The sequence below is a fragment of the Nostoc sp. genome (assembly GCF_036919615.1).
Taxonomy (GTDB): Bacteria; Cyanobacteriota; Cyanobacteriia; order Cyanobacteriales; family Nostocaceae; genus Nostoc.
Genome location: NZ_JBALCN010000043.1, coordinates 1 through 16,154, shown reverse-complemented (window position 1 = coordinate 16,154; position 16,154 = coordinate 1). Strand labels below are relative to the sequence as shown.

14 protein-coding genes are annotated in these 16,154 nt (G+C 41.9%); 8 read left to right on the top strand and 6 right to left on the bottom strand.

What is annotated here, in order from left to right; genetic code table 11:
• The first annotated feature begins 77 nt into the window (after positions 1-77).
• Complete coding sequence (locus tag V7K48_RS14030; protein ID WP_335073364.1) at positions 78-1,115, top strand: mechanosensitive ion channel family protein; 1,038 nt, start codon at positions 78-80, stop codon at positions 1,113-1,115.
• A gap of 6 nt (positions 1,116-1,121) precedes the next feature.
• On the opposite strand, the gene V7K48_RS14025 is transcribed toward V7K48_RS14030, so the two are convergent.
• On the bottom strand, positions 1,122-1,976 hold the full coding sequence (locus V7K48_RS14025; protein ID WP_335073362.1) for a metal ABC transporter permease: 855 nt from the start codon (positions 1,974-1,976) through the stop codon (positions 1,122-1,124).
• Positions 1,977-2,010: 34 nt separating this feature from the next.
• On the opposite strand from V7K48_RS14025, the gene V7K48_RS14020 reads away from it, so the two are divergent.
• Positions 2,011-2,181: a hypothetical protein gene (locus tag V7K48_RS14020; RefSeq protein ID WP_335073360.1), complete on the top strand. Its 171-nt coding sequence runs from the start codon at positions 2,011-2,013 to the stop codon at positions 2,179-2,181.
• Between the two features lie 26 nt (positions 2,182-2,207).
• Here V7K48_RS14020 and V7K48_RS14015 read toward each other — a convergent pair whose 3' ends face one another.
• From V7K48_RS14015 to V7K48_RS14000, 4 genes are all read right to left on the bottom strand, one after another.
• On the bottom strand, positions 2,208-2,978 hold the full coding sequence (locus V7K48_RS14015; protein ID WP_335073358.1) for an SDR family oxidoreductase: 771 nt from the start codon (positions 2,976-2,978) through the stop codon (positions 2,208-2,210).
• 402 nt (positions 2,979-3,380) lie between these two features.
• On the bottom strand, positions 3,381-4,199 hold the full coding sequence (locus V7K48_RS14010) for a metal ABC transporter ATP-binding protein (protein ID WP_335073356.1): 819 nt from the start codon (positions 4,197-4,199) through the stop codon (positions 3,381-3,383).
• A 143-nt stretch (positions 4,200-4,342) separates the two neighbouring features.
• Positions 4,343-5,359: a metal ABC transporter substrate-binding protein gene (locus tag V7K48_RS14005; RefSeq protein WP_335073354.1), complete on the bottom strand. Its 1,017-nt coding sequence runs from the start codon at positions 5,357-5,359 to the stop codon at positions 4,343-4,345.
• Positions 5,360-5,733: 374 nt separating this feature from the next.
• On the bottom strand, positions 5,734-6,513 hold the full coding sequence (locus V7K48_RS14000; RefSeq protein ID WP_335073352.1) for an MBL fold metallo-hydrolase: 780 nt from the start codon (positions 6,511-6,513) through the stop codon (positions 5,734-5,736).
• A gap of 114 nt (positions 6,514-6,627) precedes the next feature.
• Here V7K48_RS14000 and V7K48_RS13995 point away from each other — a divergent pair, with 114 nt between their 5' ends.
• The gene (locus V7K48_RS13995) at positions 6,628-6,822 is read left to right on the top strand and encodes a VOC family protein (protein WP_335073350.1); all 195 of its coding nucleotides are present in this window, start codon (positions 6,628-6,630) and stop codon (positions 6,820-6,822) included.
• Between the two features lie 227 nt (positions 6,823-7,049).
• On the opposite strand, the gene V7K48_RS13990 is transcribed toward V7K48_RS13995, so the two are convergent.
• A complete protein-coding gene (locus V7K48_RS13990) occupies positions 7,050-8,594 on the bottom strand; it encodes an S-layer homology domain-containing protein (protein ID WP_335073348.1) in 1,545 nt (514 codons plus the stop codon).
• A 234-nt stretch (positions 8,595-8,828) separates the two neighbouring features.
• Here V7K48_RS13990 and V7K48_RS13985 point away from each other — a divergent pair, with 234 nt between their 5' ends.
• The 5 genes from V7K48_RS13985 to V7K48_RS13965 form a co-directional block, all read left to right on the top strand.
• The gene (locus V7K48_RS13985) at positions 8,829-9,722 is read left to right on the top strand and encodes an alpha/beta fold hydrolase (RefSeq protein ID WP_335073347.1); all 894 of its coding nucleotides are present in this window, start codon (positions 8,829-8,831) and stop codon (positions 9,720-9,722) included.
• A gap of 198 nt (positions 9,723-9,920) precedes the next feature.
• On the top strand, positions 9,921-10,979 hold the full coding sequence (locus V7K48_RS13980; RefSeq protein WP_335073395.1) for a serine/threonine protein kinase: 1,059 nt from the start codon (positions 9,921-9,923) through the stop codon (positions 10,977-10,979).
• A 304-nt stretch (positions 10,980-11,283) separates the two neighbouring features.
• A complete protein-coding gene (locus tag V7K48_RS13975) occupies positions 11,284-12,924 on the top strand; it encodes an AAA-like domain-containing protein (protein WP_335073345.1) in 1,641 nt (546 codons plus the stop codon).
• Between the two features lie 66 nt (positions 12,925-12,990).
• Entirely contained in the window at positions 12,991-13,617 is a 627-nt protein-coding gene (locus V7K48_RS13970; RefSeq protein WP_335073343.1) for a type I restriction endonuclease, read from the top strand.
• A 243-nt stretch (positions 13,618-13,860) separates the two neighbouring features.
• Positions 13,861-16,154, top strand: a 2,294-nt coding sequence (locus V7K48_RS13965) for an AAA-like domain-containing protein (RefSeq protein ID WP_335073341.1), incomplete at its 3' end; no start/stop codon positions are given.

The following is a 16,154-nucleotide window of genomic DNA, read 5'->3' as shown; positions in this document are numbered from 1 at the left end:
TAACAAGGTAAAATTTAGCCATAATTGCAGCAACAGTGCTGTTATCCTAAATGTAAAACTCTAAATTTAAAATTTATATGATGGAATGGATTACGCCGATATGGTTTATTCTAGCTGGCTTACTGGCTGGAATAATTGGGGAAAAAGTTATCTTTAAAAAACTAGAAATATTCGTTACTAATAAACGAATTGCTGGGAGTAAAATTATATTTCACTCTCTGCACCGGATGACTTTTCTTTGGTTTGTGATCGCCGGTTTTTTTTGGGCAATTCTGAGCGCCCCCCTCAAGCCAGATATTGCGATCGTACTGCAAAAAATTCTGACGATTGCATTGCTGTTCTCAGTAACCCTAGTCTTAGCCAGATTGACTGCTGGTTTTGTTAATTTATTTATCCGCAAAGCAGAAGGGGTTCCTACATCACTAATTTCTAACCTTGCTAAAGCTATTGTTTTCGTTTTAGGAACATTAATTGTATTGCAAACAGTGGGTGTTGAAATTACACCGATAATCACCACTTTAGGTGTTGGTGGTATAGCAGTTGGTTTAGCACTTCAAGACACACTTGCAAATTTATTTTCGGGTTTTTACTTAATTATTTCTAAGCAAGTTAGAACCGGAGATTATGTGAAATTAGATGCTGGACATGAGGGATATGTTATAGATATTTCTTGGCGGAATACGACTATTAAAGAAATTTCAAATAATATAGTCATTGTTCCAAATTCTAAATTGTCTTCGGCAATTTTCACAAACTATCATTTACCCGCCAAGGAAATTACTTTAACGATGGATGTGGGTGTAAGTTATAATAGCGACTTGGAAGAAGTTGAAAGGGTAACTGTAGAAGTTGCCAAAGAAGTTATGCACGAAATTGCACCGGAATTAAAAGAAAGTGAACCATATATCAGATTTCATACTTTTAATGATTTTAGTATAGATTTTACGCTTTATATGCGCGTAAGTGAATACTTTGACCAGCGGATTGGTAAACATCTATTTGTCAAAAAATTACATAAACGCTATCAACAAGCTGGGATTATAATTCCCTTTCCGATCAGAGAGGTTAATGTGCTAAATAATATAAGTAAAAATTCGGTATTAAATCCAGACTAACTCTTGCTAAGGAAGGTGTTTTGGGAGGGAAGGGAGACGACGTTTATTATATCGTCCTTGCAGGTTTTTAGTGAGCAATACGCAGGCAAATATGGCGGTTGACAGCAGCACTACACTGGCTCCAGAGGCAATGTCGAGGTAGTAGCTGAGGTAGATACCTACAAACGAAATCGCAGCTCCTAAAATCCCGGAAATAATCATCAGATAACCAAAGCGATCGCTCACTAATCGGGCAATTGATGCTGGAATCACCACCGCTGAAATAATCAGAGTCACCCCCAAAACGTTCAGTGTCGCCACCAGTAAAGTCGCCAACATCAAAGCAAATAAAGTATCCATTGCAAAAACGGGTACGCCATGAACCTGAGCAACTTCCCGATCAAAACACCAAAATAGCAACGGGCGATAAAACAAGAAAACCAGACTGAGTAAGACAATCGTCACACCCGTCACCACCCACAAATCATTAGGGGAAACGCCCAATACATTGCCAAACAAAGCAGCTTCAAAGTTTTGGCTAAACTTGCGATAGCTACTGATCACAGCTACTCCTAAAGCAAAGCTAGCAGTTGTCACAATTCCAATAGCTGCATCCGAGTAGACTTTGCGTCCTGTCAAATATTGAATCAGCAGGGCGGCTGCAAAACCCCAAATCCCAGAGCCAATATAGAAATTCAAGCCCAGTACATAACTCAGCACGGCTCCCCCTAAAATTGCATGAGATAAACCGTGGGCAATATAACTCATTCTCCGAGTTGTAATATAAACTCCCATAATGCCGCATAATAGCCCTGCCATCATGCCTACTAAAATGGCGCGGCTAAAAAATTCGTAGCGAAAGGGAGCTAGTAAAAAATCCATATTTTTATCAATAAAGGCAGGAAATAGAAGGTAGATGGTTACTGAGCGTAGCCGAAGTAAGGCAGGAGGCAAGAAGTACCTATGCTGCGTGGGATTGAAGCAAGGACGACGCCAGATGCTCCACGGAGGCGATCAGCAAAAGCTCATCGGTAGTGCAAGCGATGTCTACGACAGGCTACATCTACGCATTTTTCATTACCCATAACATTATTATTAAGTGTTTACAAAGCATCAGGTAGCTACATAACCACCATCTACAACTAAAGACTGACCAGTTATGTACGAAGCTGCTTCTGAGCACAAGAAAACAACAGTTGAAGCAATTTCTTCAGGTTTCCCCATTCGTCCCATTGGAACCATTGTTGTCAATTGTTGACTTGCAGTTTTAGCATCACCCATTTTCTCTGTCAGACGGGTTATCAAGTCTGTATCGATGATGCCTGGGTTGACAGCATTAATACGGATACCTAATTGGGCATAATCAAGGGCTGCTGACTTTATTAGCCCCATGACAGCGTGTTTGCTTGCATGGTAAGGCCCAATACGGGGGAAGGCAATTAGTCCACCCATTGAGGAGTTGTTGACAATTACGCCCTCACCTTGACGAAGCATTTGGATAATTTCATACTTCATGCAGAGGAATAATCCTCTTACATTGATTGACATAAGTTGATCGAACTGTTCAATCGATTGTTCGTGGAGAGGAGCGTTTCCACCGTCAATTCCAGCATTGTTAAATGCATAATCTAAGCGACCGTAAGTTTCTACCGTCTTGCTGACAAGTGCTTCTACGTCTGATTCTTGGGCGACATCTGTTTTGACAAACACAGCTTCACTTCCAGCTTGTTTAATCTGACTCACGGTTTCTTCGCCTTCGGAGTCACGACGAGCCGCAACGACAACTTTTGCGCCTGCTTTACCAAAGGTGATCGCCGTCGCCTGACCGATTCCAGAACTTCCACCTGTAACAATTGCAACTTTGCCTTCAAATTGACCTGGCATAATTTCTCCTGATAGTTCTCTTGAGATTTTGCATGGCAATTGCAAACGCAATTGCTCCCACTGTTTATCTGTTAAATAGTCACATGCAATTTCACGAGTTTACCGTACTTTGCAGACATGCCCTATATTTCATCTGGATTTCCAGGCTTGTATCTTTCAGATTTTTTTTTAAGCTGGTATAAGAAAGTGTAGGGAAGCAATCGTTAAAGGTACAATTTTCCCAACTTTACTTTCTCGTTAAACTGTAAGAAAAGATTATCTTCTGTTAAAACACATAAATTTTAATGTATAAATTTCATACTAGTGCGGCGATAAACCTACAATTAAAGTTTTTGTTAATTCTTTTTTTCTCCTGCCTCCTGCCTTTGTTTGTAAAACCAAGCTGATATGGCTCAGGGACAATTATCTTGCACGCAATACTTGTGGCAAGTTGTGTTGCATTTGATGACGTAGGGAAGTACCACCGCTAGCGATCAAGATTCGGTCTTGTTGATGGAAAACTACCATTTCTCCACCAAAAGTCTGCTCAAGATTTGCAGGAGTGAAGACATCGATAGGTTGACCTTGGCAAATTAAACCGTGGTTGAAACACAACACCCAAGGTAAATGAGTCGCTACCGAGTTCAGGTCATGGGTGGAGAGGATAATTGTCAAGCCTTGCTGATTCAAATCAGCTAATAGGTGCAATAGTTCATGTTGAACGTGCAAGTCTGAACTGCTGGTGGGTTCATCTAGAAGAACTATTTCTGGTTCTCCGACTAAAGCACGGGCAATGAAAACCCTTTGCTGTTGTCCACCAGATAGATTACCGATCGGTTGATGGGCAACATGGGCAACCCCAACGCGCTCTAGGAGTTCGCTGGCAACAAGGCGATCGCGACGCGTAGACCAAGGCAACATCTTCTGCTTTTGGTAACGCCCCATCATCACTACTTCCAGAGCCGTAACTGGAAAAGTCCAATCCACCGTTTCCACCTGTGGCACATAGCCTACCAAAGGCGGTGGTACTCCTGGCTTTAAGCGCTTTCCTCGAAACCAAATTTCTCCAGCCCAAGGCTGAACTAGCCCTAAAATCGCTCTGATTAAAGTGCTTTTACCACTGCCAGAAGGCCCTACCAAGCCAGTAAGTTGACCTGGGTAAAGCGTCAAATTAACATCCCTAAACACTGGCTGGGTTTGATAACCACAGGTTAAACTTCTAACTTCAAGTATTGGTTGCATATACAGCAGATTTCAAATTGGGTGTTGTACATAACGATTCGTCTTAAAGTCAGGTAGAAAGCGTGTTCTACTTCTGAATTCTGTAGTTTGCTTCCCATAGGGTATTCTGACTTCTGAAGTCTGCTGTACTTATTTTCTTAATCTTACTTAGTTGCTGTTGAACCAACAACATTTCTAGTGTTCAAGTTCTTCACTAAATCAGGATTTCCTCCCAAATTAGAGGCGATAATTCGCATGTTGTTAGCCATCATGCCAATATAAGTATGCTCAGGATTAGTGTTTTCAATTGCATTGGCTGAACCCTTGCCTGGTAACTCATCATCGGCAGTGTTGGCTGTTTTTACCTTTGCTTCGCGGGCAATTTGTTCTTCTACCTTGCTGGGGTAGACCTCAGAACCAAAAATTGCTGGGACATCTGTTTTCCGAATTTGGTCAATTAGCTTTGCTACATCTTGAGCAGATGGTTCCTTGAAATCTGAAGGTTGAATAGCACCAATTACTTGAAAACCATACTGTCTGGCCCAATACGCCCAAGAATCGTGGTAGGTCAAAAGTTTACGGTTTTTGGCGGGAATACTAGCGACGATTTCTCGTGTTGCTTTGTCTAGGGCATCCAGACGTTGTAAATAATTTTTGAGATTAGTAGCATAGTAGTCTTTGCCAGCAGGATCTAAGGTGGTTAACTGTTGGGCGGCTAGTTTGGCGTAATTTTCAGCATACTTCGGGTTTACCCACAGATGAGGATTGGGATCACCCTTTTCTTTAGGAAAGCTGAAGTCAAAAAGCCATTGCTCTTTGGTAATGGTATTACTACCTAGTTCAAATATTTTAGTTTCTTTGGGCTTCGAGGCCTTAGCTAGTTTTTCTGTCGGGGATTCTAAATGCAACCCATTGGCGATGATCAGATTAGCTTTGGATAGTAAATCAGCATCACTGGGACGAGGTTCAAAGGTATGGGAGTCGGTTCCTTCGGGAATAATCCCCTTAACTTCTAAGCGATCGCCTGCAATGTTACTTACAATATTCGTTAAAGGAGCGACTGTCGTTACAACTAAAGGCTTATTTTGTGTCTTTTGCTCTTTTACTTGAACTGGAGCGGTTGTGACTTCAGGGTTGGAAGACGCCGTTTTATCTGGAGACGGACTGCAAGCTATTACCATGAAGCTAAGTACAAATAGCAATCCGGGGAGGGTCTTCATTATACTCAAGCCTTCTAAATTCAAGGGTCAATCTTGCATTAAACCTTTTCTGGATATCAAGATGCAATGCCCCCTCAGGGTATTTTCGGTTGATTTTTAGATTTTTTTTACCTTACATCTTACTTAAGCTGAATTGGAGAAATCCAGGATTAGCATATTTTGCAAAGAAATAAATGCCCAGCCGTATATAGTTATCGTGAACTTCACGAGTAATTATCGGAACGCCAACCTCTAAAAAGGATTGGCGACGGCTGGGCATTTATTTGATTAGCTCTCGCTAATGTAGATAATCCACTAAACATTGGTTGGATGTCGGCATCCAGCATCTGCTCTGATTAGATTGCTAATGCTCGCTTTTCTAAGCGTAGTTCAAAGCGATCGCCTGGTTTGGGATCAAGCACCCGCGTCGAAAGATTGTTCTTTTCTAATAGCGAACGAAATTCCTCAGCAGTTCCTTTAGTTTGAATAAGTTTCATCAGGAATCCTTCAAACGCCACATCTCCACCAGCCGCTGTAGGTATTATTACTTGAGGTTGTAAGGACTTTACTACTTCTAAAGCACTATTTTGTCCTTTAATAATCGGCCCTAGTAAAGGCAACGTCATATCAATAAACGGTGTAATCACTACATCGATAGGTGTAGCTTGCTGAAGTTGTGGAGAATGATACCCGTGAGGCTCGTAGTATACGGTTAAACCACTCTCCAATTCTTTGAGGAGATAACTATTTTCTACCAGAGTTGGCCCAATAGGCGAACCGGGGAAAGCCTTAATTTCAACTTGATTATTTAAAGTGAAAGTTTCACCATGAGCCAGAGTAGTTACTTGGGTGTAACCTAATTGCTGTACTACCTTGGCTGCATTCACAGAAGCTACAACCTTGATGTTGTGGTCGAGTAGCTTGAGCGTTGGTGGGTGAGCGTGGTCTTCTAAACCTTGAGATAGCAGGATCAGATCAATATTATCTGGTATTGGACGATTTTGCGATCGCGAACCTTTAAACAACCAATCCAAATTGCTAAAAATTAACGAACCAACCAGCCAAGGGTCAATTAGTATTCGTTTCCCACCGATTTCTAGCAGCCAAGAGTTGCTGTCTAACCAAGTTAAAAACATAAAATTTGTGAAGATAACGCCTACCTTCATTATCAATCGTGTCAGCTTTCTTAGTAAGCACTGAGGTCAATACCTACATTCGTCCGATCAAGTCTACCCACGGAGTTCTTTATAATGTCTGATCTTGGTTTTACTCACATTGCACTTGCAGCCAGTGATGTTGATGCAAGTATCTCATTTTATGCGAAGTATGCCCAGATGACAGTCGTGCATCATCACATTGATCAAGCGACTCAATCAGATGTTGCTTGGATTAGTGACTTGACTAGACCTTTTGTGATTGTCCTATTTCCATTATCCTTGGATTAAATGAGAAAGCCAATGACTTGATTGCTCTTTTCAATCTAAAATCTAAAATCGTTCGACTGAGTTTAGCCGTACCCCTACGGAGAAGCAAGCTACGTGTAGCGTTCCGCAGGAAAGTCTAAAATCCAAAATTGATTGACAGCCGTCAGCACCATTACTAATTCCTTGGTTGCAATGGCGACGCGGTTTGACACCCTCCGTCAAAGTTTCAATCTGCTCCTAAACTGCACTTATTGTTGTCCAACGACGTACTGCGAGGAGATGTTTGCTACCTTTCCAGTGCTAGACAGGGCTTGGTATAACAAAGCAGACACTTCAGACCTGGTTGCGATTCGTTCAGCATTTAGCAACTTCACATTGGGATAGTTGACGACTATAGCATGTTGTGTCAAAGCAGCAATCAGACTGCGATGTTCACGACGAATAGAATTTGCATCACTGTAAACAGATAAGATTGTATCAGTGGAACCACCGCTTTGATAATTTAATCCCTGCGCTAATGCTACCAAAACGTCAAGACGAGAAAGCCTTTGGCTGGGGTTGAAATCCTTGCCAGTAACAGCGTTTAAAAAGCCCATTTGATAAACTTCGCTGATGGCATTGTAAGCCCAATTTTGAGTTGAGACATCCTTAAAAGTGACTGCTTGGCGAATTTTCCCCTTGGCAAACGCTTTCTGCACCATTACCGCAAACTGGGCACGAGTTACCGGTGCATCAGGGTGGAAAGTCCCATCAGGAAAACCTTCGAGAATTTCCATTGCTGCCAATTTGGCAATAAAATCTTTAGCCCAGTAGTCTGGGGAAACATCAGAAAATCCAACTTGCAGAATGCGAAACATGTTGACTTGGCGATAATTCATGAGCATTTGGCTGATATCGTAGCTAGAGTTATCGCTAACTTCAATTACCTGCACCAAGCTGCCAGGAGTAGCTTGCAAAACCTTTGCCAAGTCGGAACTAAAGGCGCTAACGAACGACTGACGGACTAAAGCATACTCTCCTTCAGTAAAAGAGAGAGGATAAACACTAGTTGCTGCAATTGTTGACAAACCTTCTACTTGGAATTGACTACCTTGGAAGGTTTGGGAACTGCTTAGGAAAATAACACCTTGGTCGCTGGCTTGGGTAAAGTAGTCGTAGGTGGTGGTATTTGTGTCAATAGTGCCATCTTGGTCAGTATCAATACCATAAACAATGCGAACGACTTGGTATTCTCTAGGTTTGGCTGACAAAATCAGGTTAACTGTGGTATTTGCCGACAAACATTCAAATTCGCTGTAGCCAATAAAGCGGTTTTGAAGATCATACAATCGCACAACGATGCGATCGCTAACTTTTAACCCCTTAGCAAATTTTGCTTTTTGCTTAATCTTGTACTTGTAATCACCCAAGAACCGCTCTTTTAAATAGCTATTGCCATCTTTACTCTTGACAGAAATGCGAGCAATCACCTCTGAAAAGTTACCCGATGGTTGCCAAATGGCAAGGCTAAAACCTGTTTTTTTCCCTTTTCCTGAAATACTACTAGTATTTACCTGAGTGCGGCTTTTTGTGGTGATAATTTGCCGCCTAATAGTAGTAGTACGACTCCTTAGTTCTACTTTTTTATCGGCTAAAATTTGTTGACCTGTGGAATTATCAGCTATTTGGGTGACGGTGGTAGAAAACCCTAAAGCTCCATAGGCAGAAGCTATTGGCGAAAATATTGCCACAGAGGTTGCAGCCAGAACAAATTTGCTCAAATTAGCAAAGTTACTTTGATTTATGTATTTCATCTCACACTACCATTCGTCTAAAAAGTCACAAGGGTATTTGGTATCCCTCGACTTATTAATCCCTTGGGGTGGATGGAACTAACATCTAATCAGTGCTGAGTGCTGTTAGCGGTAGCGGGGCGTTTTGCCCGTACTAAGTGAGGAGTTAGAAGTTAGGAGTTAGGAGTGAGGAGTTAGGAGTCATGAGGTCAGAGAACATTAGTATATTGAAGAAACACTTTATTAATCTTATTAATGACTGTAACTACACAGCAGCTTGCAACCCAAGACGCCTTTGAAAAATTCTTTTGGACTTGGCAGGGCTACAAAATTCAGTATACCGTTATGGGCACAGGACGCCCTTTGGTACTGGTTCACGGCTTTGGTGCTTCCATTGGACACTGGCGCAAAAATATCCCAGTTTTAGCTGATGCTGGCTACCAGGTATTTGCTATAGACCTTTTAGGTTTTGGTGGTTCCGATAAAGCGCCCATTGATTACAGTGTGGAAGTTTGGGTGGAACTGCTGAAAGATTTCTGCACAGCACATATACACGAACCTGCTGTATTTATTGGCAACTCCATCGGCGCACTTTTGAGCTTGATTGTACTGGTAGAACATCCAGAAATTGCTGCTGGCGGTATTTTAATTAACTCTGCGGGTGGGTTGAGTCATCGTCCTCACGAATTGAATCCGCCACTACGGATTGTGATGACAGCTTTTAATCGGTTTGTGCGATCGCCAATTACAGGTAAATTTGTCTATAACCGCATCCGCCAAAAAGCCCAAATTCGCCGTACTCTCTACCAAGTTTACCGGAACCGTGAAGCCGTCACCGATGAATTAGTCGATTTACTTTATACTCCCTCTTGCGAAGAAGGAGCGCAACAAGTCTTCGCCTCCATTCTCATAGCCCCTCCTGGCCCAAGTCCAGAGGAACTTTTGCCCAAAGTCGAACGTCCTTTATTAATAATTTGGGGTGCTGATGATCCTTGGACACCAATTACCGGGGCTAAGATTTACGAAAAGGCGTGGGAGAATGGCAAAGAAATCAAAATTGTTCCCATTCCCAATGCCGGTCACTGTCCCCACGATGAGGTTCCAGATGTTGTTAATGCCCAGATTATCGATTGGTTAGCGCAAAGGTGATAATTTCGCGCCAAGATGCAAAGACGAAAGTAGACTGACCATTGAGGACACTTGTTGTGACATTGAGCCAAGTGTCCGTCACCAAGAATAACTTTGTGCCTATCTATCTTGGTGTGTGCAAGAATACGGCTAACAATCTGGGTGAGTCCCTCTTATTTTTTATTGCACCTTGACAAAATCAAACTCATGTGGAGTGGAATGGAGCTTGATATGCACAATGGATATAAAGGGGTAATTCCCTTAAATCACTATCCAGATTTTTCTGAACTTGGCTATCAAGTTATCACCGAACTAGGACGCAATAGAGAAGGGGGACGCATTACTTATCTAGCTAATGTCCTCAACTCTAATCAACAGGTGGTGATTAAAGAGTTTTGTTTTGCTCGTGCAGGTGCTGATTTGTCAGGAGTGAAAGCTTATGAGCGCGAAATTAAAATCTTGCAACAACTGAATCATTCCCGCATCCCTCACTATGTAGATTGCTTTGAAATGCCAGGGGTTTTTTATCTGGTGCAGGAATACAAAAATGCCCCATCCTTGGGATTAAGACGCAGCTTTCATCCTGAAGAAATTAAGCAAATTGCTCTGTCAATCTTAGAAATTTTGGTTTATTTGCAAAAGCAAGTTCCCCCAATTATTCATCGGGATATTAAGCCAGAGAATATTTTGGTTGATGAACAACTGAATGCTTACCTGGTTGATTTTGGTTTAGCTAGGATACAGGGTACAAAAATAGCTCTTAGTAGCTTTGTAGCAGGAACCCCAGGTTTTATGCCACCAGAGGAACAGTTTGGTCATTCCCTGACTGAGGCATCAGATTTATATAGTTTAGGAGCAACACTAATTTGCTTACTTACTAATACCCGTTCTGTTGAGATTAGGAAATTAATTGATGATAACTATCACTTTAATTTCCAGAAATTAATTCCTCAAATCAGTCCGCGTTTTCAGTCGTGGTTGATGAAAATGGTAGAACCAAATCAGAAACGTCGCTATGCTAATGCGGCTGTTGCTTTGAAAGTACTCAAGCCAATTGAAGTTGTTGGTACTGCCACTGTGATAGATACTTTAGTCAGTATAATCAAACCTAGAAAACGAGCTACAGTGCTGGGACTAGCCACTGTTGTTACACTGGCTGCACTGGAGGCAACTTTGATGAGTTGTCAGTCTGGTGAGCCGGTTAGGCAATTAGTGGAAGCTAAGGAATGTCAAAGCTTTTATTTAAACGCAAGTTGCCAAGAAAATACTGGGCATTAAGATTAGTTAGGTTGCATCTGGCTAAGGATTACAGCAGTTTTCAATTGAATAGACTATACGTGTAGGGGCACAATATATTTTGCCCCTACAATTATGTGTATTCTACGCTTGTGAAAATTACTGTCATTTTCATGAGTATTAAAGACTCGTTAACGGAGCTAAAAGACTCGTTAACGGAGCTAAAAGACTCATTCACGAGGATAAAAAACTCGTTAACGGTAATGCGCTATCAGTAATTGTCTAGTTATCTGCTGTAGTAAACTACATCTAAGCCAGAAGCCTGCATTCAATAGTTGATAGCGCTGTGAAAAAAATCCTGATTGTGTCAGCTAATCCCACAACGACAGATAAACTCCGCTTGGACGAGGAAGTAAGGGAAATTCAGGAAGGGTTGCAACGTTCTCGCAGCCGAGAGAAGTTTGAACTTATTACTAAATGGGCAGTGCGTGCTGATGATTTGCGGCGGGCGCTTTTAGATCACGATCCTCATATTATCCATTTTTCTGGACATGGTGGAGGAAATCAAGGTTTAGCCTTGGAAAATAATACAGGGCAAACGCAGCTGGTGAGTACAGAGTCACTGGTAAGGCTATTTAAGTTATTTAAGGACAAGGTTGAGTGTATCTTATTAAATGCCTGCTATAGCGAGGTGCAAGCCGAGGCAATTTATCAACACATTAACTGCGTGGTTGGGATGAATCGGGCAATTGGAGACAGGGCCGCGATTAAATTTGCAGTAGGCTTTTATGATGCACTAGGCGCTGATAGGTCATATGAGGATGCCTACGAGTTTGGCTGTAGCGCTATTGACTTAGAAAGTATTCCAGAGTCTTCCACCCCAGTGTTGAAAAGTCGGAACAATCCCAAAGGTGCTATTTCTGCAAACGAAACTATTCCAGATACCGAGAGAAAACCAGCAATCTCCCTAGAAAATCCAGAAGGACAGGTATCTTTAAACTCTCCCTTCTATATAGAGCGATCACCTATTGAGGTAGACTGTTATGAAGCGATTCTTCAACCAGGGGCCTTAATTCGCATCAAAGCTCCCCGGCAGATGGGCAAAACTTCCCTCATGTCGCGGGTTCTCCATCATGCTAGTCAACATGGCTATCAGACTGTACCCGTGAATTTCCAGTCAGCCGATGCAGAATTTCTTGGCAATTTAGATCAGTTTTTGCAGTGGTTCTGCGCCAGCATTACTTATGAACTGAATCTACCCGATAAGTTAGACGAGTATTGGAAAGGTGTTTTAGGTAGCAAAAATAAATGTACAAATTATTTTCAACGGTATTTATTACCTGCGATTAATAAGCCCATAGCTTTGGGTTTGGATGAAGTCGATGAAGTCTTCAAGCATCCCAAAATTGCTGCTGATTTTTTTGGATTGCTACGAGCTTGGCATGAGCGCTCAAAGAATGAGACAGTTTGGAAAAATCTCCGGTTGGTGATTGTGCATTCTAAGGAAGTTTATATCCCACTCAATATAAATCAGTCGCCTTTTAATGTGGGTTTACCCATTGAGTTGCCAGACTTAAATCAAATACAAATACAAAACTTGGTACAGCGTCACAGACTCAATTGGTCTAACTCGCAAATTGAAGAATTAATCACACTGGTGGGTGGTCATCCTTATTTAGTGCGGGTAGCGCTTTATGAAATTGCCCGTGGGAGGATGACGCTGGAAAATCTGCAAAAAATCGCTGCAACTGAGGAAGGGCCTTACAGTGACCATTTACGCCGCCATTGGCTAAATTTGCAAGAGGATGCAGAATTACTGGCTGCGGTTAAACAAGTGATGACAGCAAATCGCCCCGTCGATGTAGGCACAACTGAAGCGTTTAAACTCCGCAGTATGGGGTTAGTTAAGTTTCAAGGCAATGAAGTGGTGCCTCTATGTGAATTGTATCGTCAATATTTTTTGAATCGCTTAGGAATTAAAAATTAAAAAACTACATTAGGAGTGCAATAGAACTTTCATTTGCAATTACTATTTAACTAAAAGGATCAAAAAATGGTTCAAGTTATTCAAGGAAGAGATATAACCTTAGCCCAACTTATTGATGAATTTGGGCTACAACGTGCAGACAACGAACAGTTTTTCTCAGAGTGGCAGCATGATTTACCTGAGTTGAGTGACTTAGAAAAGCAATCTCTCAACGAAGTCAAGGCAGAATATTTGCATTTATCCCGCTACCAAATTTTAGAACCTGTAGTCAAAATGGTGGTGCTATCTCCACTATTGCGTCTAGCAGGTTTTTATCAACCGCCTTTTTATATTGGGTCGGAACAACAGGTAGAAATTTGTTCTGAAGACGAAGGCACAATTGTTAGAGGACGTATTGATATCTTAGTTTTTAAACCACCATTCTGGGTTCTGGTTGTAGAAGCAAAACGAGCAGATTACTCCTTAGTGCCAGCAATTCCACAAGCATTGGCTTATATGCTAGCGGATGTAAGTTCCGAAAAACCTGTATTTGGGTTTATCTCTAATGGTAATGAATTTAGATTTCTCAAACTGATGAAAGCTGAAACCTCACAATACGCCCTATCTGATTTATTTGCTTTAGATAGTCGGGATGATATACATACTGTCGTTAAAGTCTTAAAACGGCTAGCTAATTTAATTCGTAATTCGTAATTATTGCGTACACCAATACTCTCGATGGCTTATGCGATCGCTAACATACCCTATCAAACTTATATTACGTGAGTTCGATAAATTATATACTATCTGTCTAAGTAGCCTAGCCATAACAAAAAGACCACTAAGAGGTTTTACTACGCAAAAACCGTCCCTCTCCGATTCGGAGAGGGACAGACTTGAACTAAAGTTCAAGGCAGGGAGAGGTTTGTCTAACTCGCGCTGAATTTTGAATTGTTTATGATCCAGTACCAATATCAAGTCGGTGGTAGTCTTCCTCAAAATGCACCAACTTATGTTAGACGGCAAGCTGACCATGACCTCTATGAAGGCTTGAAAGCTGGAAATTTTTGTTATGTACTCAATTCCCGGCAAATGGGGAAATCTAGCTTGCGGGTGCAGGTGATGCAGCAGTTGCAAATTGAGGGATTTGCTTGTGCTGTTGTTGATATTACAGCTATTGGGACGGCAGATATTACGCTAGAACAGTGGTATGCCGGGGTGATTGATACTCTGGTGGGAAGTTTTAATATTTATCCAACTTTTGATTTAGATACTTGGTGGACTGATAACAGGTTACTTTCACCAGTACAGCGTTTGAGCAAGTTTATTGAAACAATATTACTAAAAACAATTACTAAAAATATTGTTATTTTTATTGATGAAATTGACAGCGTTTTGAGTCTTTCATTCAACTTCGATGACTTTTTTGCAGTTATTCGCGATTGTTACAACCGACGAGCAGACCATCCTGAATATAATCGCCTCACCTTTGCTTTGATTGGCGTATCTACACCCTCAGATTTGATTCAAGATAAACGGCGCACACCTTTTAATATTGGGCAAGCAATTGATTTGACTGGCTTTCAACTCCAAGAGGCGCAACCCTTGGCGCGAGGTTTGGCGGTAACGGGAAATCCTCAAGAGGCAATGGCGGCAGTGCTGGCTTGGACGGGGGGACAGCCATTTTTGACGCAGAAAATTTGTAAGTTGTTAATTGAGGAATGCCCTGTAGAGACGCGATTTATCGTGTCTTATGGAGACGAGGAGAAATCCCAAATTAAGGGGTTTGTGGCAGGGGTGGTAAGAAGGCGGATTATTGAAAATTGGGAGACTCAAGATGAGCCGGAGCATTTGAAGACGATTCGTGACAGAATTTTGCAGAGTGGGGAACAGAGGACTGGACGATTGTTGGGGTTGTATCAGCAGATTTTGCAGCAGGGAGAGATAGTAGCTGATGATAGTCCTGAACAAACAGAACTGCGGTTGACGGGTTTGGTGGTGAAGCGGGAGGGGAAGCTGCGAATTTATAACCAGATTTACGCAGAGGTGTTTAAGCAGGAATGGTGCGAAAAGATTTTAGCAAACTTGCGTCCCTACTCCGATACATTGAACGCTTGGGTTGAGTCTGAACGTCAAGATGAGTCGCGCTTGTTGCGGGGACAAACTTTGCATGATGCTCAAGAATGGGCAGTCGGTAAAAGTTTGAGTGACTTGGACTATCGGTTTTTAGCTGCTAGCCAAGAGTTGGAAAAGCGTGATGTACAGAAAAGGCTGGAGGCAGAGGAACAGGCAAAGCAGGTATTAGCGGAGGCGAACCACAAAGCTAATCAACGGATTCGTATTGGTTCTTTGGTGTTAGGTTTTGCTCTGGTGGGGGCGGTAGCATCATTTATAGTTACTCAAAAAAGTCTTGAGGTATCCAAGAATGCGATCGCAGTAGCACAATCAGCTAAGGCAGAAACAAATAATGCTCAGAAAGAGTTAAAAAAGGCAAGGACAGAAACCGCAGCAACCAAGCAAGATAATCAGCGGATATCAGCTGAAAATAAACAGATATCAAAACAAGCAGCACAGGCAAAACGGAATCTTAGTAACGCAACTTCAAAACTGAATACAGCAAATGCTCAAGTGAATCAGACACAGCAAAATCTGAAACTAGCCCAAAACAAAGTGGCAGCAGCTAACGAAAAGGTTAGTCAAGCTGAAATACAGGCAAACCAAGCAAATCAACAACTACAAGAGGCAGTCAATGACCGTAAAACTTCTGTGGAGGAACTCAAAAAGGCAGAAGCAGCCAGAAAAGTTGCTTTAACGGCTACACAATTGGAACAAGAGGGAACAAATGCGTTGCAGATGTTTGAGGATTCCAGGGAATTTGATGCTCTGCTATTAGCAATGGAGACGGCAGGAACATTAAAAAGTCTGGTCAAGGATAAACAATCTTTAGCAGACTATCCAGCATACAGCCCTTTGTTTAGTTTACAGAGAATTTTATCTAGTACTAATATTCATGAACAAAATCGTCTCGAAGGGCATAGCGATTCGGTCAACAGCGTCGTCTTCAGCCGGGATGGCAAAACTTTAGCTTCCGCCAGTCATGACAAGACAATCAAATTGTGGAATCTCGAGACGGGCAAAGAAATTACCACTCTCAGGGGGCATAGCGATTCGGTCAACAGCGTCGTCTTCAGCCGGGATGGCAAAACTTTAGCTTCCGCCAGTCATGACAAGACAATCAAATTGTGGAATCT

Coding starts and splice junctions, on each gene's coding strand:
- V7K48_RS14030 (WP_335073364.1), top strand. CDS start 78: ATGATGGAATGGATTACGCCGATATGGTTTATTCTAGCTGGCTTACTG.
- V7K48_RS14025 (WP_335073362.1), bottom strand. CDS start 1,976: ATGGATTTTTTACTAGCTCCCTTTCGCTACGAATTTTTTAGCCGCGCC.
- V7K48_RS14020 (WP_335073360.1), top strand. CDS start 2,011: ATGGTTACTGAGCGTAGCCGAAGTAAGGCAGGAGGCAAGAAGTACCTA.
- V7K48_RS14015 (WP_335073358.1), bottom strand. CDS start 2,978: ATGCCAGGTCAATTTGAAGGCAAAGTTGCAATTGTTACAGGTGGAAGT.
- V7K48_RS14010 (WP_335073356.1), bottom strand. CDS start 4,199: ATGCAACCAATACTTGAAGTTAGAAGTTTAACCTGTGGTTATCAAACC.
- V7K48_RS14005 (WP_335073354.1), bottom strand. CDS start 5,359: ATGGTAATAGCTTGCAGTCCGTCTCCAGATAAAACGGCGTCTTCCAAC.
- V7K48_RS14000 (WP_335073352.1), bottom strand. CDS start 6,513: ATGTTTTTAACTTGGTTAGACAGCAACTCTTGGCTGCTAGAAATCGGT.
- V7K48_RS13995 (WP_335073350.1), top strand. CDS start 6,628: ATGTCTGATCTTGGTTTTACTCACATTGCACTTGCAGCCAGTGATGTT.
- V7K48_RS13990 (WP_335073348.1), bottom strand. CDS start 8,594: ATGAAATACATAAATCAAAGTAACTTTGCTAATTTGAGCAAATTTGTT.
- V7K48_RS13985 (WP_335073347.1), top strand. CDS start 8,829: ATGACTGTAACTACACAGCAGCTTGCAACCCAAGACGCCTTTGAAAAA.
- V7K48_RS13980 (WP_335073395.1), top strand. CDS start 9,921: ATGGAGCTTGATATGCACAATGGATATAAAGGGGTAATTCCCTTAAAT.
- V7K48_RS13970 (WP_335073343.1), top strand. CDS start 12,991: ATGGTTCAAGTTATTCAAGGAAGAGATATAACCTTAGCCCAACTTATT.